This is a genomic window from Paranoxybacillus vitaminiphilus (assembly GCF_003259935.1).
GTDB lineage: Bacteria > Bacillota > Bacilli > Bacillales > Anoxybacillaceae > Paranoxybacillus > Paranoxybacillus vitaminiphilus.
This window is the reverse complement of the sequence record NZ_QLMH01000005.1, coordinates 107,468-129,284: the sequence shown is the minus strand read 5'-3', so window position 1 is coordinate 129,284 and position 21,817 is coordinate 107,468. Positions and strand designations below refer to the sequence as shown.

The 21,817-nt window shown below is 41.3% G+C and carries 16 protein-coding genes; 2 read left to right on the top strand and 14 right to left on the bottom strand.

Going from position 1 to position 21,817, the window contains the following annotated elements; all coding sequences use genetic code 11:
- The 6 genes from B0I26_RS18240 to B0I26_RS08165 all read right to left on the bottom strand — a co-directional run.
- Positions 1-3,630, bottom strand: a 3,630-nt coding sequence (locus B0I26_RS18240) for a hypothetical protein (protein WP_181502799.1), incomplete at its 3' end; no start/stop codon positions are given.
- A gap of 81 nt (positions 3,631-3,711) precedes the next feature.
- Positions 3,712-4,425 (bottom strand): ComF family protein, encoded by a 714-nt coding sequence (locus B0I26_RS08185; protein ID WP_111644958.1) that lies wholly within the window; start codon positions 4,423-4,425, stop codon positions 3,712-3,714.
- Positions 4,422-5,921 carry a DEAD/DEAH box helicase gene (locus B0I26_RS08180; RefSeq protein ID WP_111644957.1) on the bottom strand — a complete coding sequence of 500 codons (1,500 nt, stop codon included), beginning with the start codon at positions 5,919-5,921 and terminating at the stop codon, positions 4,422-4,424. Before B0I26_RS08180 ends, B0I26_RS08185 begins: the two co-directional genes overlap by 4 nt.
- Before the next feature lie 235 nt (positions 5,922-6,156).
- A complete protein-coding gene (locus B0I26_RS08175) occupies positions 6,157-6,999 on the bottom strand; it encodes a DegV family protein (protein ID WP_111645039.1) in 843 nt (280 codons plus the stop codon).
- Positions 7,000-7,212: 213 nt separating this feature from the next.
- Complete coding sequence (locus B0I26_RS08170) at positions 7,213-7,899, bottom strand: response regulator transcription factor (protein WP_111644956.1); 687 nt, start codon at positions 7,897-7,899, stop codon at positions 7,213-7,215.
- A gap of 63 nt (positions 7,900-7,962) precedes the next feature.
- Positions 7,963-9,108 carry a sensor histidine kinase gene (locus B0I26_RS08165; RefSeq protein WP_111644955.1) on the bottom strand — a complete coding sequence of 382 codons (1,146 nt, stop codon included), beginning with the start codon at positions 9,106-9,108 and terminating at the stop codon, positions 7,963-7,965.
- Positions 9,109-9,486: 378 nt separating this feature from the next.
- Here B0I26_RS08165 and B0I26_RS08160 point away from each other — a divergent pair, with 378 nt between their 5' ends.
- Together B0I26_RS08160 and B0I26_RS08155 are read left to right on the top strand one after the other, a co-directional pair.
- On the top strand, positions 9,487-10,128 hold the full coding sequence (locus B0I26_RS08160; protein ID WP_111644954.1) for a YigZ family protein: 642 nt from the start codon (positions 9,487-9,489) through the stop codon (positions 10,126-10,128).
- Positions 10,129-10,162: 34 nt separating this feature from the next.
- Positions 10,163-11,206 carry an LCP family protein gene (locus B0I26_RS08155; protein WP_111644953.1) on the top strand — a complete coding sequence of 348 codons (1,044 nt, stop codon included), beginning with the start codon at positions 10,163-10,165 and terminating at the stop codon, positions 11,204-11,206.
- A gap of 34 nt (positions 11,207-11,240) precedes the next feature.
- Here B0I26_RS08155 and B0I26_RS08150 read toward each other — a convergent pair whose 3' ends face one another.
- From B0I26_RS08150 to B0I26_RS08115, 8 genes are all read right to left on the bottom strand, one after another.
- Entirely contained in the window at positions 11,241-12,302 is a 1,062-nt protein-coding gene (locus tag B0I26_RS08150; RefSeq protein WP_111644952.1) for a glycosyltransferase family 4 protein, read from the bottom strand.
- 250 nt (positions 12,303-12,552) lie between these two features.
- The gene (gene murJ, locus B0I26_RS08145; protein WP_111644951.1) at positions 12,553-14,064 is read right to left on the bottom strand and encodes a murein biosynthesis integral membrane protein MurJ; all 1,512 of its coding nucleotides are present in this window, start codon (positions 14,062-14,064) and stop codon (positions 12,553-12,555) included.
- 23 nt (positions 14,065-14,087) lie between these two features.
- Positions 14,088-14,570, bottom strand: coding sequence for a PssE/Cps14G family polysaccharide biosynthesis glycosyltransferase (pssE, locus tag B0I26_RS08140; protein ID WP_111644950.1), 483 nt, complete (start codon positions 14,568-14,570; stop codon positions 14,088-14,090).
- Positions 14,567-15,052 carry a PssD/Cps14F family polysaccharide biosynthesis glycosyltransferase gene (gene pssD, locus B0I26_RS08135; protein WP_111644949.1) on the bottom strand — a complete coding sequence of 162 codons (486 nt, stop codon included), beginning with the start codon at positions 15,050-15,052 and terminating at the stop codon, positions 14,567-14,569. Before pssD ends, pssE begins: the two co-directional genes overlap by 4 nt.
- Positions 15,045-16,157 (bottom strand): glycosyltransferase, encoded by a 1,113-nt coding sequence (locus tag B0I26_RS08130; protein WP_245934735.1) that lies wholly within the window; start codon positions 16,155-16,157, stop codon positions 15,045-15,047. Before B0I26_RS08130 ends, pssD begins: the two co-directional genes overlap by 8 nt.
- Complete coding sequence (locus tag B0I26_RS08125; RefSeq protein WP_111644948.1) at positions 16,136-17,299, bottom strand: polysaccharide pyruvyl transferase family protein; 1,164 nt, start codon at positions 17,297-17,299, stop codon at positions 16,136-16,138. The genes B0I26_RS08130 and B0I26_RS08125 overlap by 22 nt, the downstream gene beginning before the upstream one ends.
- A gap of 205 nt (positions 17,300-17,504) precedes the next feature.
- The gene (locus B0I26_RS08120) at positions 17,505-19,028 is read right to left on the bottom strand and encodes an N-acetylmuramoyl-L-alanine amidase (RefSeq protein WP_245934734.1); all 1,524 of its coding nucleotides are present in this window, start codon (positions 19,026-19,028) and stop codon (positions 17,505-17,507) included.
- Entirely contained in the window at positions 19,029-21,572 is a 2,544-nt protein-coding gene (locus B0I26_RS08115) for a phosphodiester glycosidase family protein (RefSeq protein WP_181502797.1), read from the bottom strand.
- Positions 21,573-21,817: the final 245 nt, after the last annotated feature.

Sequence of the window (21,817 nt, the reverse complement as noted above, 5' to 3'; positions counted from 1 at the left end):
GCCTTCGCCTTCACGTCCCATTTGCTGAAGTTGCACCACTTCACGCAACGCTCGATCCACTTTCTCCGCTACTTCCCGATCCATTTCCGGTGCATCCACGATCTGTTGGCGAACCTGTTCTACCACTTTGGACAAGTTCGGTTCACGCGCTGCTTGTTCACGCACTTGTTTCAATTGATTTACCGGTTCTTGCATGCGCAGTTCTTGTTCCACTTGTGTTAACACCTGCGTTAAATGCGCTCGGCCTTCGCCTTCACGTCCCATTTGCTGAAGTTGCACCACTTCACGCAATGCTCGATCTACCTTCTCCGCTACTTCCCGATCCATCTCCGGCGCATCCACGATCTGTTGGCGAACTTGTTCCACTGCTTTGGCGAGATTCGGTTCACGCATTACTTGTTCACGCACTTGTTTCACTTCATTTGCTGGTTCTTGCGTGCGCAGTTCTTGTTCCACTTGCGTCAATGCTTGGACTAAACGTGCTCGACCCTCGCCTTCACGTCCCATTTGCTGAAGTTGCACCACTTCACGCAACGCTCGATCGACTTTCTGCGCTACTTCCCGATTCATTTCCGGCGCATCAACGATATTTTGGCGAACTTGTTCCACTGCTTTGGCGAGATTCGGTTCGCGCGCTGCTTGTTCACGCACTTGCTTTACTTGATTTGCCGGTTCTTGTGTGCGCAGTTCTTGTTCTGCTTGCGTCAATGCTTGGACTAAACGAGCACGAGCCTCGCCTTCGCGGCCCATTTGCTGAAGTTGCACCACTTCACGCAACGCTCGATCCACTTTCTCTGCTACTTCCCGATTCATTTCCGGTGCATCCATAATGTGTTGGCGAACTTGTTCCACTGCTTTGGTGAGGTTCGGTTCGCGTGTTACCTGTTCTCGCACTTGCTTAATTTGGTTCGCAACCTCACGCACAATCGGTTTCTCTTGCACAATAGATTGCTCTAACTCCGTTAATGCTTGAATGACTTGACGGCGTGCCATTGCTTCTTGACCGTTCGCTTTCAGAACCTGCGCTTCTTTAAGAACTTGGGCGACTTTTTGTTGCATTTCCTCTGGCACACTGTCGTTATGAATCAGCTGCGTGCGGACATGAACCAACGCTTTTGTCAAATCCGCTTCCTTCATCATCTGACTACGCACTTCTTTTACTAGATCTGTAAGATTCTGATATTTCCCTTCATTTGCACGCAACGCTTCCTCTGCCTGTGTTAACGCCTGGACTAAACGAACACGGCCCTCACCTTCACGCCCCATTCGCTGAAGTTGAACCACTTCTCGCAGCGCTCGATTTACTTTCTCCGCTACTTCCCGATCCATCTCCGGCGCATCCACAATGTGTTGACGAACTTGTTCCACTGCTTTGGCGAGATTCGGTTCGCGCATTACTTGTTCACGCACTTGCTTTACTTGATTTACCGGTTCTTGTGTGCGCAGTTCTTGTTCCACTTGTTCCAATGCTTGGACTAAACGTGCTCGACCCTCGCCTTCACGTCCCATTTGCTGAAGTTGAACCACTTCACGCAACGCTCGATCGACTTTCTGCGCTACTTCCCGATCCATTTCCGGCGCATCAACGATCTGTTGACGAACTTGTTCCACTGCTTTGGCGAGATTCGGTTCGCGTGCTGCTTGTTCACGCACTTGTTTCACTTGATTTGCCGGTTCTTGCATGCGCAGTTCTTGTTCCAACTGCGTTAATGCTTGGACTAAACGTGCCCGGCCCTCTCCTTCGCGGCCCATTCGCTGAAGTTGAGCCACTTCATGCAATGCTCGATTCACTTTCTCTGCTACTTCCCGATTCATTTCCGGTGCATCCACGATCTGTTGGCGAACTTGTTCCGCTGCTTTCGCAAGGTTCGGTTCGCGTGCTACTTGTTCATGCACTTGCTTGATTTGGTCAGCAACATTGCGCACAATCGGTTTCTCTTGCACAATAGATTGCTCTAAATCGGCTAGTGCTTGAACAATTTGACGGCGTGCCATTGCTTCTTGACCGTTTGTTTTAAGCATCTGCGCTTCTTGGATGACTTGGGCGACTTTTTGTTGCATTTCCTCTGGCACACTGTCGTTATGAATCAGCTGCGTGCGGACATGCGCCAGCGCTTTCGTCAAATCCGCTTCCTTCATCACCTGACTGCGTACGACTTTTACTAACTCTGCAAGATTCGCAGATGATTGAGTCTTTGCTTCGTTCATGCGCAACGCCTGTCCAACTTGATCCGTCCGAACCGCTTGTTGGCTCGCAAGCTCCTTTTCAATTTGTGTGAATGCTTGAATAAGACGGTCTTTGCCAATCTTTTGGGCAATGGACGCACGCTCGATTAATGTTTCCATTTCTGCCGCCGTTTTCTCGTCTACACGACTAATAATTTCGTTTTTTAGTCGTTGAATCGCTTCTGGAAAATGGTTCGTATTCCGAATGATGTCTTTTGCTTTTCGCAGTACTTGTACCGCCTGTTCAGCCCCATCATGAACTTGCGCTTCTGTTATTTTTGAGTTAGCTGCTATCTCATCTTCCACTTGTGTCAATGCTTGCAGTAGCTTTTCTTTGGCAGAAAGAGGCTGACCTATTTGTCGTAATCTCTCTACTTCCTTAAGACTTGAAGCTAGTTTTTCTTGAATATGGTGAGAGACGTTTCTGTTATCAACCATCTTTTCTTTTACAATCGCAATTGCTCTCCCTACTAACGGTTCGCGTTGTACATGTTCACGCAGTTTTTTCACTTGCTCCGCTAAATCATACTCGCTCATTCCGCGTTGAACGCGCGCTTCTTGGGAAGCGGATTGTTCTAATGCTACTAATGTTTGCACGATTTTACTGCGGGCAAATGATTGTTGACCTTTTTCATGGAAGGCAACCGCTTCACGCACCGCTTTATTTAAAGCTTCCGATACATCTGTTTCTGCCGTTTTGGCTAACTCGGTAACGCGTTCGATGACTTTCGCAAAATTCGGCTCACGTTGAATCTCTTTGCGAACATTCACAAGTACTTCTTTTGTAACGCGACCATTGTTGTCCACTTCTTGTTTTGTAAATGTAAAACTTGCATCCAGTTGTTTCGCGATGGACGTTAACACTTCACCGAGCGGCTTTCCATGCAGTGCCTCATGAACCGCTGTTATTTGCGCGTTCGTTACTTCTAATCCTTTATTTACTAAAGCACGAATCGTATCTAATTTTTGTTCGACCGTACCCGGAGCTTCAGCGAAAAATGTTTTTAATACAGCAACCGTTTCTTTCGTCAGCGGCATTTCTTTAGAGAGCAGCAATTGTCCCGCTTGCTTTAACTCGACCGGCACATTTTCCCCTGCCCCAAGTTTCGTTAAAATGGTTGTGACATCATTCGTTTGCGGCTTCGCTGCCGTCTGAGACTGCGGGATCACTTTCACTACCGGAACATCGCCTTGTTGGGCTTTTACCTCTATCATCACACGTTCTTCTTGAGGCAATTCCCCTTCTACTTGAACACGAATATCCGTTCCTTTTATATTCACTATCGCTTCATTGGCGTTCATTTTTTCCTTTATCGTTGCCTCATACGTTTCACCATTTTTTAATACGATTGGTTGTTCATGTGCGAAAGCTGCTTGTCTTGTTATGTAATTGCGAATTTCCATTGCTTTCACTCCCCGTTCTACATTTCCTTATTCTTTATATCGGCAAAAAGCGGAACAATATTTATGAGCGAATATGCCTACTTATGACCGAACTAACGTAAACGAACATATCACTTTCGCCCCCGCCTCCCGCAACAGCTTCGCCGCATGCCTTAAAGTTGTTCCGGTCGTGTAAATGTCGTCGATGAGGACAATACGCCGGTTCGTTAAACATATTTGTTCCGCTAGTTGAAATAGATTTTCCGTTTGCAATCGCTCACGGCGTGATTTTTTCGATTGTTTTTCATGGTGATGGCGTGTGAGGATATCATGGATGGGGAGATTCAACAGCTCAGCCAGCGCTTTTGCCTGGTTAAAGCCTCGTTCGTATAAACGCTCAGCGCTGAGAGGAATCGGAACAATGAGGAACGTATCATCAAAATGCCGGAAAAATTCGCGCGAAAAATCCTCTTGAAACACGTTGACAATCGCGTAATCACCGCGGAACTTCCAAAGGGAAACCACTTCTTTCATAAAGTCATTATATAAATAAACAGAGCGGTTTTTCGTTAAAACACCTTTCCAATCCTCATCTTCCTGCCAGCGAATACAGTCAGTGCATAAAGGTCCTTGACGATAAGATGAGTCAAGATGCTGAAAAGGCCGTCCGCAACTCTCACACGTTTCCCCGCTAATGCATAAAAGTGCGCGGCGGCATTTTTCGCAAAGAATGTCGAGGTTCTTCAATGTTAATACATGCTGCCAGCTAACAACCGGACTGTAAGGTGCATGACAAATAAAACAATAATACGTCATTTTGTTTTTAACAGCCCCCTTTTTGCCGCTTCTTTGTTCATTCGTTCAATATGCTTTTTCGCGGCAATCATTTCTTTTGTTTTTCCGTAATGGAAAAAACGGACATCGCCGCTTGGATATTGCGCGCTTCTGCCGACACGCCCGGCAATTTGCACGAGCGCCCCTTCCGTAAAAATGCAATCTTCGGCACCGAGTACAGCGACATCAATATTCGGAACGGTCACGCCGCGCTCTAAAATCGTTGTCGTCACAAGAAGCGGAAGCTCTCCTTTGCGGAAAGCGGCGACTTTTTCTTTTCTTTCCGGATCTTCGGCATGAACCCCTGCGATTTTTGCATCGAGCTTTTTTAAAATGGCAACAATCTTCTCAAGAAGCTCGATATGCGGCACAAATAAAAAGGCTTGCCTCTGCCCGGCAAGACGATCATGAATCCATGCAAGAACGTTGCGGGGCAAAGATTGCTTCTTCACGGCTTTGCGCCAATTGCCGCACCATTCAAAGGCAGGAACCGGAAGCGGAAAGCCGTGGTAGCGGGCCGGGATCGTCACCGCTGTTCGCTTTCCCTCTTTTATTTCTTGCTGCCACTTTCGATTCGGTGTCGCTGTTAAATAAACAACAGAAGACGGCTCCTTTTTTGCTTTTTCCACGGCATACTGCAGCATCGGCTCAACGGAATACGGAAAGGCATCGACTTCATCAATGATCATCACATCAAACGCTTTGTAAAACCGAAGCAGCTGATGGGTCGTGGAAATCACAAGCGGTGCTGTTTTGCCGCGATCCTCGCTGCCGCCGTATAAAGCGATGACAGGAAGGTAAGGAAATGCTTGTTTTAAGCGCGGTGCCAGCTCTAACACAACATCGGTTCTTGGTGTGGCGATGCACACCCGCTTTCCCAGCTGCAGCGCCCGGTTGATTCCGGGAAACAACACCTCTGTTTTCCCTGCTCCGCACACTGCCCAAACAAGCAACTGTTCGTTATGTTCTATTGCGTGCACAACCGTTTCAGCCGCCGATCGCTGCGCTGATGAAAGGGTGTCGTGCCAATGTAACGCATCGTCATACATTTGTCCTCTCACCGGCATGCATGAAACAATAAGCGGCGTGCAGGTACTCACCCTCCCCATCATAACGCATTTGCGGCAATATGTGCACGGTTGCTGGCAGCGGGCACAGAAAAACGAAGCGAATAAATGCGTTTCTTCATTGCCGCACCGCTGGCAGCGGCAGCCTTTCGTTGTTTTCGTAATACCTTTTTCGTACCTGATATATCCTTGTTCATAATGCGCCTGAAGCAATTCAATTGGAAAAGGAAGTTCATCAAGAAGCAGTTGTTTCCCTTCGAGGAATGAGAGAAGTTCAGCGGAGAAAGAAAAGTGAGGATGAACAGGAAAAGAAGGAAGCTGCTCAAAACAGCTGATAGGTATTGCCTCTTTCCCCCGCTCTTTCGCCAGCGGCTCTGGAATGAGGCGGTTATTTTCGAGAATAAACCGCATGCCATGCCATACCTCCCTATTCTAAATAAGAGGCTGTCTCATAAGGGTCTGACCTCACGTGCGTTTCACAAATATAACTCATTTATCCAATGTTATGTCCTATATATTGTGTTGTGGGGTCTGACCCTTGGCTTTTGAGTCAGCCTCCTGCGTTTTATAATGAATGAAGGTGTCCGGCTTCATGTTCATTTCACCATATTGCGCTGTAGGATCTGACACTTTGCTTCAAATAATCTTATAGTTTATACCAGCCAAGTCCAAGCGAGCCTTCACCTAAGTGAGTGCCAATGACCGGGCCGAAATAGCTAATCATAAACTCTACATGCGGATAAGCTTGCGAAAGCTCATTTTTCCAAGCTTCGGCTTCTTCAGGGCGATTCGCATGAATAATGACCGCTTTCATCGGGACACCGGTGCGTGCATCTTCAGCAAATAGCTCCTCGATGCGCTTGATCGCTTTTTTGCGCGTGCGAATTTTCTCAAACGGTACAATGACTTTATCAACGAAATGAAGAATCGGCTTCACTTGCAGCAAACTTCCGATGAACGCTTGGGCACCGCTGAGTCGGCCTCCCCGCTGCAAATGTGATAAGTCATCGACCATGAAGTAAGCGCGAACGGTCTTTTTCATTTCATCCAGGCGGGCGATAATTTCCTCAGGGCTTTTTCCTTCAAGCGCCATATTGGCTGCTTCAATAGCATAAAAACCTTGCATCATGCAACTAATCTCGGAATCATACGGATACACTTTTATTCCTTCCACCATATTGGCAGTCGTAACGGCCCCTTGATATGTGCCGCTGATTCCGCTTGAAAGATGAATGCTGATGACCGCATCGTAGTCTTTAGCTAATTTTTCAAACGTTTCTACAAATAACCCAAGCGGAGGCTGGGAAGTCGTCGGCAGTTTATCATGCTGCTTCACTTGCTCGTAAAATTCATCGGCATAAATGTCTACTTCTTCCCGGTATGTTTCATTGCCGAACACAACGCTAAGAGGAATCATATATATATGCAATTTTTCACGAATGTCTTGCGGAATATAGGCCGTACTATCGGTTAAAATTGCGGTTTTCATCATAAAATACCTTCCTCTATTTTTAGTCTATATGGTTTATTGTATATGAAAACGGGCAAGTTTGCATTACAAAAAGGCTGACCCCAAAGCAACTGTCCGACCCCGCATCACAATTATTATATATATGAATTGCGCGTGAGGTCAGATGCTTATGGGTCAGCCCCTTTGTCCGCTGCCGTAAGCAGGGCATAACAGCTTCTTGCATTCCGCTTCTTAACGAACTTCCACCCATCCGTTTTTAATCGCCATGACAACCGCTTGCGTCCGATCGTTGACATTCATTTTTTGCAAAATATTGCTGACATGGTTTTTCACCGTTTTTTCACTGATAAACAAAGCTTCACCGATGCTGCGGTTGCTTTTCCCGTCAGCGAGAAGCTGCAGTACTTCACATTCGCGGCGTGTCAGTAAATGAAGCGGCAGACGAACTTCTTGTTTTTGTTGGCCTTTAGCAGCTCCATTTTGATCTTCTGTCGCCAAACGGCGATATTCTTTGACAAGATTGTGTGTAACTTTCGGATGCAGATAAGAACCGCCTTCGGCAACAACTTTCACCGCTTCAATTAATGCATCCGCATCCATTTCTTTTAATAAATAACCCATCGCCCCTGTTTGCAAAGCATGCGTCACATAGTTTTCATCATCGTGAATGGATAAAATAAGCACTTTCGTATTGGGATATGTCTTTACTAACTGGCGCGTCGCCTCAATTCCATTGATATTTGGCATATTAATATCCATGATGACGACATCTGGCTTATACTGTTCAACAATGTTTAATGCTTCGCTTCCATCTGCTCCTTCAGCTACTACTTCAAAGTCTTCCTCAAAATCTAAAATTCGTTTGACACCTTCACGAAATAGTTGATGATCATCAATAATGACGATGCGCGTTTTCATCTCACGTTCCTCCCTTTCGTTGCTTCCGTCCTAAGTTGTATTGGCTTTCCTAATCGATTGTTGTTAAAGGCCTAATGGAATTTGAATCGCCACAACCGTGCCTGAACCAATTTTTGAGCGAATCTCCAATTTTCCTTCCAATAAATCAACACGCTCTTTCATGCCAATCAATCCAAACGTATTTTCCTTCTTTACGCTTGTATCAAATCCTTTTCCATTATCTTTAATAATAATAAATATGTAGTTATTGGTCATTTCGATTTTAACCTGGATTTCTGTTGGTTCCGCATGTTTTAACGCATTTTGCACAGATTCTTGAACCAAGCGAAAAATCGCTACTTCAAAGCGGGGCGGCAGCCGTTTTTCTTGGCCGAAATGAACGAAGGAAATTTTTGTTACTTTATTATATTCTTCGACAGTTTGTAAGTATTTTCTTAGCGTAGGAATTAATCCTAAATCATCAAGTGCCATTGGTCTTAAATCATAAATAATTCGACGCACTTCGTATAGTGCCGAACGAACCATTTTTTTGAAATCGCGCAGCTCTTGAATCGTTTCATCCGGCCCGCGCTCCCGGCAAATTCGTTCCAATAAGTCGGAACGCATCATGACGTGAGCAAGCATTTGTGCGGGACCGTCATGAATTTCCCGCGACAGCCTTTTTCGTTCTTCCTCTTGCGCCTCGATGATCTTTAAGCCAAACTCCTGCTTTTGTCTTGCCCCTTCGATAAATTCACCAATTTGCCGGAAATCGCTGTTTAAATAGTTCAACACAACCGTAATTTGACTGATTAAATGTTCCGCCCGCTCAATCGTTTCCTTTAAGCGAACTAAACGTCGCTCGAGCTCATCGCGGCGCATGCGCAGCTGCCGCTCTTGTTCACGAATCATCGTTAATTTCATATGTAAGTCATGCGCTTTTTCATAAGCATCACGAATCTCTACTTCCGTATAACGCGTAAAATCGCGATTCACCTCAGAAAGCCGCTGCCGCGCCAAACGGGTCTGCACTTCCAATTTGTCCCCTTCATCAATAATCTTATTTACAAGTGCCTTTGTCTGTTCTAACTCATCAAGCAGCCTTTCATGCTCTTGGCGCGACTGCTCGCCAATCTGAAAAATTTCGTCTTTACTATTGTGAACCGTGTCAATCACTTTTTCGATAATTTTATCTAATTGTTTCGCGTCAAATTGTTTATTAGAAGACATCTCCATCCTCGCCTCGATGTAAGTAACATTTTATTATACATGGTGGTGGAAAATAATTAAGAGTTTGCTAGATTTATAGAAAAATCGGTTCAAAGCAACGCTGTTTAATGAAATGACCGATAGTACAAGCAGGCGGATTTTTCAGACATTTCTTCTGCTAATTTCTCCAAAAAATTTTATTTGAAGGAAGAAAAATGTCGATTTATAATAGAAAAAGCGGTTATATTCGCAAAAAGTTCAACAACGATAAGACAAGCTTATTATAACATGTTTTTATTACTTAATAGTAATAATTTCATAACAACTATGTTTCAAAAAGCGCTTCTCTCCTCATTTGCCGCAATCCATTTTAAGTCATGATAACGAGGTGTATTTGCTTTGTTGGAAAAATATTATACCGTCAAAGGCTATGGAGAAAATGAAATTGTCATTGAAAAATCGCGATTTATTTGCTATGTGCAACGAGCAACAACAGAGGAAGAAGCTGTCCAGTTTATTCAAGAAATTAAAAAGAAGCATTGGGACGCCACACACAATTGTTCGGCTTATTTAATCGGCGAACACGATCAAATTCAAAAAGCGAACGATGATGGCGAACCGAGCGGTACAGCGGGCGTGCCGATGCTCGAAGTTCTAAAAAAGAAAGGCTTAAAAGACACGGTCGTTGTCGTTACCCGCTATTTCGGTGGAATTAAGCTCGGTGCCGGTGGACTCGTGCGCGCTTACAGCAAATCCGTCTCTGAAGGATTAAAGGCGGCAGGCATTGTTGAACGCCGCTTAATGCGAGTGATGCATACAAAAATGGATTACACATGGCTCGGCAAAGTGGAAAACGAGTTGCGTTCATCCATATATGAGATTAAAGACATTCATTACCTTGAAAACGTTGAAATTGAAGTTTTTGTCGAAGAAGGACAGAAACAAGCATTTGTGGAATGGATGACAGAATTGACAAACGGAAAAGCGGGTATTTATGAGGGAGAGGCCATGTATTTAGAAAAAGAAATTAACGAAAGATAACAGAAACCAGTTTAATTTAAAGGAGAAAAAAAGTATGTCTATCAATCGGCGTGATCGTAAAACACAAAAAAAGAAAAGAAAAAGAAGAAGAATTGTAAAGTGGATGTTTTTCACATTTTTATTCTTTATTCTTGCAGGATCATCATACGCTTACTACCTATTGCATAAAGCGGAAAGCGTGGTAAACAAATCTTATGAGGCATTCCGTCCTGATGCCAAAAAGCGGGACTTAAAACAAGAAAGCTTCTCGATTTTGTTTATCGGTGTGGATGACAGCCGGTCAAGGAAATTTCATGAAGCGACCCGGACAGATGCGCTTATTTTAGCGACGTTCAATCCGAAAAATGATTCAGTCAAAATGGTCAGTATCCCGCGTGACTCTTATGTATATATTCCTTCTGAGGACAGTTATGATAAAATTAATCACGCTCATGTATATGACGGTGTAAAAGGCACAGTCGAAACGGTTGAAGAACTGTTCGATATTAAAATCGACTACTATGTGAAAATGAATTTTTACGCTTTTATAGATGTTGTTGACGCCTTAGGCGGCATTGAAGTAAACGTGCCGTATGACATCACTGAAAAGGATTCAGAGGATCATCACAATGCCATTGTTCTGAAAAAAGGCTTGCAAACATTAAATGGTGAGGAAGCTTTAGCACTTGCCAGAACCCGTAAAAAAGACAATGATATTGAACGCGGAAAACGGCAGCAGGAAATTATTAAAGCAATTGTGAAAAAAGCTGCTACCATGGGAGCAGTCACAAAGTATGACGATGTTATCGAGGCAGTCGGCAAAAACATGAAAACAAATTTAACGTTTGATGAAATGATGTCCCTTGTTAGTTATGCCACAGCAGGAGCAAATTTAAACATTGAATCCTACACATTAAAAGGTACCGACGACTATGTAGGAAATGCATATGTTTACCGCCTTGATGAACAATCATTAGAAGAGATTAAACAAGCATTTAAACACCATCTTGCCGGAACAGCATACACAAGCAACGATCATTCTTATACGCAACAGGCAAAAGAGGATGAGAATAGTCAACAAAAACAGGCTGACCAATAGTCAGCCTGTTTTTGTTTCGAACGGATTTATAAAATTAATTATGTTTTCCGTTTGCATAACGAATGACACGGAAAAATTTTAAAATAGGACGGTAATTCGCATCAACAAGTCCAATTTTTTCAGCAATCAGCTCAAGAATAAGGAGCACAACGACTAGAATAATCATCGATACCCACATTGCTGCTTGTGATAAAATAACGGCTATCAATCCAAATGCAGCACTCATTCCGTATATAATAAGCACCGTTTGCCGGTGACTGTATCCTAATCGTAATAAGCAATGGTGTAAATGTGATTTATCCGGCGCCGATAAAGGTTGTTTTTTCGCAATGCGGCGAATAATGGCAAAGAACGTGTCGGAAATCGGTACACCTAAAATAAGCACCGGTACAATAAAAGAGATGAACGTAACATTTTTAAATCCTAACAGAGACAGCACAGAAATCATGTAGCCTAAAAACAGCGCTCCTGTATCGCCCATAAAAATTTTCGCCGGATGGAAATTATATATTAAAAACCCTAACGTACTGCCTAAAATAATAAGCCCTAAAGAGGCGACAAACATGTCTCCTTTACTCAATGCCATTCCAGAAATGGTTATTAACGCAATAGAAGAAACTCCTGCTGCCAATCCGTCTAAACCATCGATTAAATTAATCGCATTCGTAATTCCGACAATCCAGAGAATGGAGATCGGGATGCTTAAAAAGCCAAACTCCAATTGGCCTCCAAAAGGCAAATTAATGAATGTTACTTGAACGCCGGCCAAAACGACCACAATAAAAGCGGCAGCCAATTGTCCTAAAAATTTTACTTTTGCCGGCAGCTCATACACATCATCTAATACACCGACAGCAATAATAATAAGGCTTCCGAGCAAAATAAAGAAAGAGTTCTCATTTTCAGGCCGAAGTACGAAATAGCCAATGATGAAGCTTAAATATATCGCTAAGCCGCCTAAACGCGGCATAATTTTTTGATGTACTTTCCGTTGGTTTGGCCGATCTGTCGCTCCGATAGCAAACGCCAATTTTTTTACAAACGGGGTAAATATTACCGATAGTACAAAGCAAAGCAATAAAGTTACATATAGCATGGGAACCCTCCCTTAAGTTCTAGGATAACCATTTTGGCGGTATTCAAATCTCCTATACTACTTCCAAATCTTTGAAAAATCTATTCCCATTTTTAAGCAGCACTGCCAAGCCTCACAATGAGGATTATAACACATTAGGCACATGACATAAATAGAGAAAGTTTTACAAAACTTCATTTTTTCAAAACTTTTAATCTGCCATTATATCGCTATTATAAACATTCGAACGATCTTGTCCTTCTATGTACTTTTACGAATGAGATTTTTTTGTCAACACACTTTTATCGAGCAAACCAAATACTTTTAAAAGAAATAGGGCAGCAGCAAAGAATAAAACAAAGCTAATCATGACATGAACAACATCATAATTAAAATAAACAGTTAAGCGCAAAATATATGCAATAGGAATTAAAAGCAGAATATAACTAAGAAGCTTAAATGTGATCTTATTATTTACCGCTTCTAAACGAAGCTGAAATTTTCCTGCAATGAGCAATACAAAAAATTGAAACAAAGAGCTTATCGTTGTCGCCCAAGCAATAGCAGCAGCTCCATACTCTTTAATGAACAACATGATAATAAGCACATTCACAACAAAGACAGCTAAAAATCCTGTAATAACAGGCATTGCTGATTTTTCCATCGCATAAAAAAAACGACTTACAAACAAATTAGCTGCATGGGCAAACATACCAATCACCAATATTTTAAGCATATTAGCCGTCATTTCTGTTGATTGTGCTGTAAAAGCCCCATATTCAAAAATAATCTTTACGATTCCATCGGCATAAAAATATACAAAAATAGAAATTGGGATAATGAGAATCATTAAAGACTGCAACCCTTTATAAAATATTCGCGAAATTTCTTTGTAATCCTGTTCTGCAGCTTTTTTGGCCAATAACGGATAAATAACCGTTGTTACAGCCGTCATTAAGACGGTTTGCGGCAATTGCACCAGTTTGGAAGCGTAATTTAACGCTGCGACATAACCATCTTCTAATTCAGATGCAAAAACGCGGTGAATGAGAAAATAAAATTGCAATGTTGCACCGCCTAATAGTATAGGAAACGTCACTTTTAACATTCGAATGATATATTCTTTCTCAGACATCATCAAGCGGAGCTGAAAGTCAACAGCTTCTCCCTTTTTCAAATATGCGATTAAAATCAATAACATGATAGCCGCGCCGATAACCGCCCCCCAGCCATAGGCATAAACCCCTAACAAAGGATACAAAATAACAGCGATTAAAATAAAACCTGCATTATTGGCCAGTATAGCCAGCGATGGGCCGTAAAATTTATTCTGTACATTTAAAATGCCGGAAAACCACATGGAAAAAATAAGTGGAATAATCGAAACAGCCATGATAAAAAATAATTCAGAAGTCGTTTTCAATTCCGAAGAACTTAGCGTATTAAAAAAGAAGCTGACTGCTTGTTCAGAAAACATCATAAAAGAAACAGTCAGCAAACTAGTCACAATCAACAGATATGTAAAGATGAGCTGTTGAAATTGCCGTTTTGAAAAATCATTGGCAATCTTGTTATATATACTGATATAAGCTGTTGTCACAGCCCCGCCCAACACTAAGTACAAAAAGTTTGGAATCGTGTAAGCTAAAATCACACTGTCGGCCAATGAAGAAGTTCCAAAATGATAGCCGATGACAACTTCGCGGAAAAAGCCTAATAGCCGGGACAGAATATTAATAATGGCTACAACACTGATAATTTGAACAATCCTCTTTTTGCTCACAACCTCACCCGCTATTTGTTATTTTAAACGTGTTCATTGATAAAGTTGCGGATAATTGAAATGATTTCTTGTTTTCCGCTTACAAACGGTACCGGCTTAAAATCTTTCGCCAGCTTTAATATTTCTCCTAAATCATCCCCGTCATACCACGCTAAAATATGTCCTGTTTTTTCAAATTGATGAACAATTTCCAACTGATGGTCATCGTTATGCTCACCATATTTAATAAGGCGAGGTGCAGCAATCATTTTTTTTCCCATTTTCACTCCCGTTGTAATGGAGCCTGTTCCTCCGTGCGTGATAATCAGATCGGCGTCACGGTACAATCGTTCCATGTTTTCATAACTTGTAAATTTAATCGTCTTCATATACGGGGATTTATAAGGAGTATGCCCTAATTGGACAATCACTTCATCTTGAATATTTCCATTTAATATTTGTTTTTCCACTTCACGCAGCAATCTTGTAAAAGGTAATTCATGGGTTCCTAACACAACAAAAATCAATAGATCGAACCTCCGTAAACAGCTTTTGGGTAGTGTTTTTTCATTGATTCCCATTGAACAATGAATAAGTCCGCAATTGGATAAACCAATCTTCCGGAAATAGTAGGGGTTGTTGTTTTCGCAAAACTCTCAATAAAAATCACTTTTTTGCCGAATAATTTCGCAATATAACACATTGGTACAGCGGTATGTGCACCTGTTGTCACTACGACATCAGGTTTTTCTCTTAGAAAATAATAAAAGGATTTAACAACATTGTATGAAAATTTAAAAATGTAGCGAAATGGATAATTTCTGGCACCATACATTAGAAAAGACATATTGTACTGCTTGCTTAATTCTTCCGTAATGACCGATTTTTCTGTAACAATATGGTAATCATATTCTGAAAAAAGCGGCTTTAGCTGTAATAACTGAGTTAAATGCCCTCCAAGAGAGGAAATAAAAAGCACTTTTTTCTTGTCTTTCTTTCTTTTAAGCATTACTCATACCCTCCGGAGGTGAATAAACTTGTATCACTTTTTCTATTAAGTATTGTTGATCATTTTCCTGCGCTCGAATCTCACCTTTTTGTATTAATTGTTTCCCAATATTTGAATCGGTTATAACTTTTTTTATTCCTTCATACAACGATTGAGGATTATGCGGTTCAACAAGCACACCCGCGCCATCGGCCAGCAAATAAGACAAACCGCCGACATCGCTGCCAACAACAGGGGTATGGCAAGACATCGCTTCTAAAGCAACGAGCCCAAACCCCTCGAGATGAGACGGCAGAACGAAAACTTCAGCAGCAGACATCCAAACGGCAATCTCTGATTGAGGCATCGCATCATAAATAAAAACATCTTGAAGAGTTCTGCGATGAACATACTCTACTAGTTCATTATAAAATGTAAAATCTTTTTTCGCACCAATAAGATAAAGTGAAACGTTTGGAATTTCACGTTTTAACATGCTGAACGCTTCAATAAGCTCCAGCAATCCTTTTTGCTTAATCATATTTCCTACAAACAAAATAGGAATGGATTGTTCATCAATCCCGCATTTTTTTCGCGCTGCGGATTTATCCATGGGCGCAAAAACTTTCCGGTTTACTCCCATATTAATGATCGAAATTTTCTCTTTTGGAATGTTAAAGTGCTCATGAATATTTTCATAAAGCTTTTGTCCTACTGCAATCACATGATCCGCTTCTTCTAATATCCTTTTTGTCCAATGGCGGATCCGCCCGCTTTTTTGCGCCATCCTGTCGATATCACCGCCATGGGCTGTGACGATGAGGCGAGTTTTCCAAAGTTTTTTATATAAAAGCCCGAGCATTCCTGTTGGAAAAACATAATGAACATGTACAACGTCATAGCTTCTGCCTTTTAAAATGAGATGAAGCATGACCCTTAACATCCAAAAAAGATATTTTGCGATAACATCCTGCTTCTTCATGCTTGGATTCGTCACAGCAATGACATCTACTTCCAAGCCTTTCTCACGAAGAGCATCCACTTGGTTTTTCACAAAAATCCCAAAAGATTTCGCTTTTTCCGTTGGATACATATTACTTAAAACTAAGATTTTTTTAGCTGACATTTTCCCTCACCTGTCATGTTAAGCAACTCAATCCCTTTTGCAGCTTCTTGCTTCATTTGATATGAAATTTGTTGAATCTCATTTTGTACTTGATGCCACTGGCTTTCCATTTGTCGGACAACCGCTGGAATGGCATCTGTATTTTTTAAAAGCTTTTCCATTTCAATATAGCACTCCAGTTGACCGATTGTTGATAAAAAGTGCTGTACTTTTGAATGATAACCAATTCCGATCACCGGTGTTTGCGCAACAATGGACAATATTAAAGAATGCAGCCTTGTACCAATGACAAGATCATGAGACGCACAAATCGAGATAATCTCATCGGGATGAAGATTGCTATCTATCATTTTTGTGTAATCTTTATATTTCATCAAAGAAACAATGTCCTTTGTCACTTCGACATCTTGCGGATATTTTGTCGAAAAAAACGTAACAGAAGCTCCTTTTTCCTGAATGAGCCGGTCCAAATTCCGAGCCATGCCTGAAATATAGTCCAAATATTTCATATCATCAGGCGTCGGCCAATACCGGCGGCTATAGTATGGTACTGCAGTGACAGCAATTTTTTGAATGGATGAAGAAAGTTCTTTTTGATGAGAGCTGGACAAAAACAGTGCAGGGTCGCCAATAATATGAATGTTCTTTTTTATACCAAGCGATGTTAGCAGCGCTTTAGAGTCAGCATCTCTCACTGAAATTTGCTCAGCCTTTTTTAACAGCTGCTTAATAAAAAAAGCGCCTATTTTCGTTCTGATCGGTCCGGCCCCGACACCATAAACAACTACCTTACATCCCGCATAATGACCTAAAATACCAAGAGTAGCATATAATGGGGCATCGCGCTTATACATATCCATCAACAAGCCCCCTCCGCCGATAATAAGCAAATCTAAATTCTTCATAATCGGATAGCTTGCTCTTAATGTCGCTATGATGGAAGATGCGATATTGCCTTTTTTATGCAGCAGCCGTACTGATTTAATACCGTATCTCTGCCAAGTATTTTCAGGATGATTGCTAAAAATGACGATATCTTCTTTATGAACCGTCAATTCCTCCGTCAGCTGTTTTAAAATACCGGTTAAAATCGCTTCATCTCCATTATTATTACCATAGTTTCCAATGATTCCGACTTTCATATAAGAAACACCTTTTGTTAAATTTTGTAGAATGATATTGATTTCCTCAACTTTTACATTATACTATTGTTCCTTTAATGGTAAAAGCGTTTTATACGATTACATGTAAACCCGAAAATCTCTGCAATTTTTTACACTGAAATGGACAAACGATGATATATTTGAAATGAAGCAAAAAAGCGGGGGCATTAATGTCCCCCAGCTACTAATTACTATAGTATTGGACAATACCATTATAAATGGATTGTGCAAAAATTTCTTGGTATTGGTTTGAAGTTAACTTCTTGGCATCATTGCTGTTAGAAATAAATCCGAGCTCTACAAGAACGCTTGGAACATTATTGTTGCGAATCACATAAAATCTGTTATCTTTTACCCCTCGATCATACATATCGGCATTTTTCACGATTTGTGATTGAATTTCTTTAGCCAATAAATAGCTTTCATATCCGTTTGGGTTTGTTGATGTGTCATAATACGTTTCTGTCCCATACGCCTTACTGGAAGCAGCAGAGTTATTATGAATGCTCACAAACAGCTCCGCATAATGTTTTTTAGCGATTTCCACCCGTTCTTCCAGAGACTTAAACGTATCATCATCTCTTGTCATAATGACGTTAGCTCCGGCAGACTGCAGCTTTTCTTTCAGTTTTTGTGCGACAGATAAAACAACGGTTTTTTCATTTGTTCCGGACCCGATGGCTCCAGGGTCTTCTCCACCATGACCGGCATCAACGACAATAATACGATTTCTCAATACATTCCCGTCCACATTTTTCAGTTTCAAGTAGGACTTATGCACATACCCGCTTTGATTACCGTATGTAATTTTTGCCCAATACCCGTTAATTTCGTATACATTTACTACATTCCCTAAAGATAATTTGCCAACAATCTTTGCATTTGCATTCGGCTCTGAGCGGACATTTAAAGCTTGTGCTGTCACTTTTCCTGTTGCAATGACTTTCCCCGTAACAGGCAGACGGAAATCTTTATTTAAAGCACGTGCCAAAAAAGCAGAAAATTGATCTCTTGATATATATTGTTCCGGCATAAAACGGTTCTGGTTTCCATTGGAAATGCCGTTATAATATAGCTTTAAAATGTACGAATATGCCCAATGTTTTTTATTAACATCGGAAAATACTTGCACATTCATTTTTGATGAATCAAGTGGTAGTTGAAAAGCGATAGCGATAACTTTGCTCATATGTGAACGTTTTAATGGTTCATTTGGCCGAAATGATCCATCGTCATATCCTGTAAACAATCCAAGCTTCACAGCCCGTTCAATCCATCCTAATGCCCAATGAGCATGTCCAACATCTGTAAAGGTCGGCTTCGATACTTCCAATTCACTATAACCAAGTGCTTTAACAAGCATTTTTGCTGCCTGGGCACGGGTCACATGACGGTTAGGAAGGAATTGCAATGTTTGATCATTTTCATACCCTGTAATAATAGAACGATTGTACAGAAAATGAATTTCGTCAATCGCCCAATGGTCGGACGGAACATCTGAAAAAATAGATTTCGTTGATGCGATATGAACTAAGCCGTTGTTATTGGATGTTTCTTGAGGAGGAGATTGATTAAAATCTTGAATCTCTAACAGCAAATCTTGATCAGCAAAATGAGTCGCACGTTCTTCCTGTTCTTCCGCGCTGACAGCTGCAGCAAACGGAAATAAGATAAACACGGAGGCAATAAATGATAACAATAAACGCACCTATTCATCTCTCCTTTCCTTTGTCAAAATGCGATATAAAAATGCGCTAAACTGTGCTCTAGTAACAGGTTGTTCTGGTCGAAATGTATGATCCTCTTGATATCCCGTCGTAATGTTGTTTGCCGCGATTGCCGATATAGCTTCATAAGCCCAATAGTCCTTTGGAACATCGACAAAATCCGTCTTATTTTCCCCTTGAAGGCGATAGGCTCTCTGTAAAATGACGGCCATTTGTGCTCTTGTCAATATACCATCCGGGTCAAATTTCGTGCCATTTTGCTTGCCTGTGATAATGCCATAATGGGCAACGGAGGCAATGATACCGTAATAAGGATGATTTTTAGGAATGTCTTTAAAACCCGGATCAGGTATTCCCGTTGTCGGCAATTTTAATTGTCGTGCCAGCAATAGAGCAGCATGAACGCGCTTTAAGTTCATATTCGGTTTAAATGTTCCATCCGTGTAGCCGTTAATAATATTGTTTTCTACTAAATATTGAATCTCTGTTTTTGCCCAAAATTGGTGAGGAACATCTTTAAACAGCGGTTCTTCATATGTGTCACTGTATTCTGCTTGGAGCTTATCAAAGTAAAGCTCTCCTTTTCCTTGGCGTTCTTGGTGAGCTTCCGCTATATACAGCTGTTTGAATGAAACAGGATAAGACACTTGTGATGGAATATCTGCCCGAACATATTTCCACCCGCTCCAATCTAATCCGCCTTCTTCCGTAAAGTTAATCGTATATATATCACCCTTGGCATCAATGATTTTTCCCCTCAACCAGTTCTTCTTGGCGTTTCCAAAAACCCAAACTCCAATTCTTTTTGGATATGCTTGAAGTTTAATAGGCTGTTTGGCTGTAATATAGGCAGCTTTTATCCCTTTCTCGCCAACCGTGAAATCATAAGAAAGCTTCAGGGAAGTACTTCCTTCATAGACAGGTTCAGACTTTGAGCTTAGCCGGATAGAAGCTGCGGAACGGGCATTTTCCACCTGCCAGTTGGACAGCGAATGAAATCCGTCGATTAAAAGCGGAGATGTACGATTTTCCACAACTGTAATTGGAATTTTCGCAGAAGCATTGCCGTATTTTCCTACAATAAAGCCTGTTCCCACTTTCGTCGCAATAAAACGATTCCCCTCTATCCTGCCAATATTTCCTTCTACTGTGTAAGAGATTTGTGTTTGCTGAAATGGCAAAGGGTTATAGTATTGATCGAGCACATACTTCGCTTCAAGTTCTACCGAAGAACCATTAGGAATGTCTCCATTATATTTCTTGCTAATAGACATATACGTTGGCTGTCCATATGGTGCTGTACTGACAGCTTGAAGAATAGTAGAAACAGCCCTTTCTTTTCCTTCAGACGGAGAATTAGCTACCGTTGAATACAGATTTCCATAACGCCGGACAACCATCGTAGTCGATCCGCCACCGTCAAGGTTTAATGCAGAATCAACACCAAGAGAAACTAAATATTGGGCGAATTCTTTCAATGACATGCCATCGCTATATCCAGGCTGCCTTCCATCTACAGTGACAAAAAACACCTTTTTTTTCGAAGAATCAACAGCTACAGCTGTTCTAGGATGACGTTCTTTTGCTCGTGAGCTATTTTCATCAATGGTTAGATACACCTGACCATTTTTAACAAGCATTGGCCCGCTCGCTAACATAAATTTCCCTTGTTTCCATTTATCGTTTATATCAACTTTCAGGCTGATGTTTTGCCCCGGCTTGACATCGGCAAATTGCGCCGCTTGATGACCGCCTTGAATCGAAATGACATATCCATCTTTCGGAATCAGCGAATTTCCTTTTCCATACGGAGAGACTTGGGAAACTGTACCAACTAATACTTCTCCGAAATGCAAGTCATGGTCAATTGATTTTCCAATATTTTGTACAACAATTTCTAAACCATACCCATTTGTCCTTGTAGATTCATAGCTCCACTCTGGAGTATACAAAATAATCTCATTGGCTTGCCGTGCTTTATTAATGGAGGAAATTTTAATAGTCTTCCCATTGACTTCAGCAGAAGCTTCATATTGGTACGTATCAATAAGAGCCTGTCCATCTTTCGTCAGCCCAAACGCTGTTGGAACACTCATATATTCATCGAAACCGGTCGAAATGACTCCTAAATTAACTATCCGATTGTTTTCAGCTATCAAATAAGCTGGAAGCTTGCTGCTAAAGTGATAGAATGAGCCATTAATCGCTCCGACCACATGATGGTTTTCACCGCTGTTTAATTTCGCATGAGAACTCGTTGGCAGCAAGTTCGTTAACGGTTTAGGAATTCCTGGTTCAATCTTGGTAAATGGGTTATGTAAATCAATTTCCAAAACACTAATCGCCTGTTTTGTTCTGTTATTGTCCAGACGAATATTTTTATATTGTACACCGGGCGAAACTTGAATGTTTTCTTGAATAGAAGAGGAACTTACCTCGGAAGCTCGAACGATGGGAATATGAATATATAAAACCAATATCAGCAACAGCAGAGAAAACGAAATCGTAACCTTCAGATGTTTCAAACGAAACTCCCCCATTTTTTCTATTTTTTTCTACACGACTCCTCTTCCATTCTACGAAACTAGCTATTTAAGTTCAACTTTATACGACAAAAAAAGGAAAATTTTGCGGTACATTCATTTTCGGATAGATTTAATAATTTGAACAAAAGCCAATCGCATTCACCGAATTGTACAAACTCTCTCATCGTCTTTATATTAAAACAAACTGCTCTTTATCTATATCACCCATACGTCTCAAATTATTG

Bases quoted from the DNA above. Each gene is read 5' to 3' on its own strand.
- B0I26_RS08150 (WP_111644952.1), bottom strand. From the start codon at position 12,302: ATGCTATATGTAACTTTATTGCTTTGCTTTGTACTATCGGTAATATTT.
- B0I26_RS08125 (WP_111644948.1), bottom strand. From the start codon at position 17,299: ATGAAAGTCGGAATCATTGGAAACTATGGTAATAATAATGGAGATGAA.
- B0I26_RS08180 (WP_111644957.1), bottom strand. From the start codon at position 5,921: ATGCGGTTTATTCTCGAAAATAACCGCCTCATTCCAGAGCCGCTGGCG.
- B0I26_RS08155 (WP_111644953.1), top strand. From the start codon at position 10,163: ATGTCTATCAATCGGCGTGATCGTAAAACACAAAAAAAGAAAAGAAAA.
- B0I26_RS08130 (WP_245934735.1), bottom strand. From the start codon at position 16,157: ATGTCAGCTAAAAAAATCTTAGTTTTAAGTAATATGTATCCAACGGAA.
- B0I26_RS08185 (WP_111644958.1), bottom strand. From the start codon at position 4,425: ATGACGTATTATTGTTTTATTTGTCATGCACCTTACAGTCCGGTTGTT.
- B0I26_RS08170 (WP_111644956.1), bottom strand. From the start codon at position 7,899: ATGAAAACGCGCATCGTCATTATTGATGATCATCAACTATTTCGTGAA.
- pssD (WP_111644949.1), bottom strand. From the start codon at position 15,052: ATGCTTAAAAGAAAGAAAGACAAGAAAAAAGTGCTTTTTATTTCCTCT.
- B0I26_RS08175 (WP_111645039.1), bottom strand. From the start codon at position 6,999: ATGAAAACCGCAATTTTAACCGATAGTACGGCCTATATTCCGCAAGAC.
- B0I26_RS08165 (WP_111644955.1), bottom strand. From the start codon at position 9,108: ATGTCTTCTAATAAACAATTTGACGCGAAACAATTAGATAAAATTATC.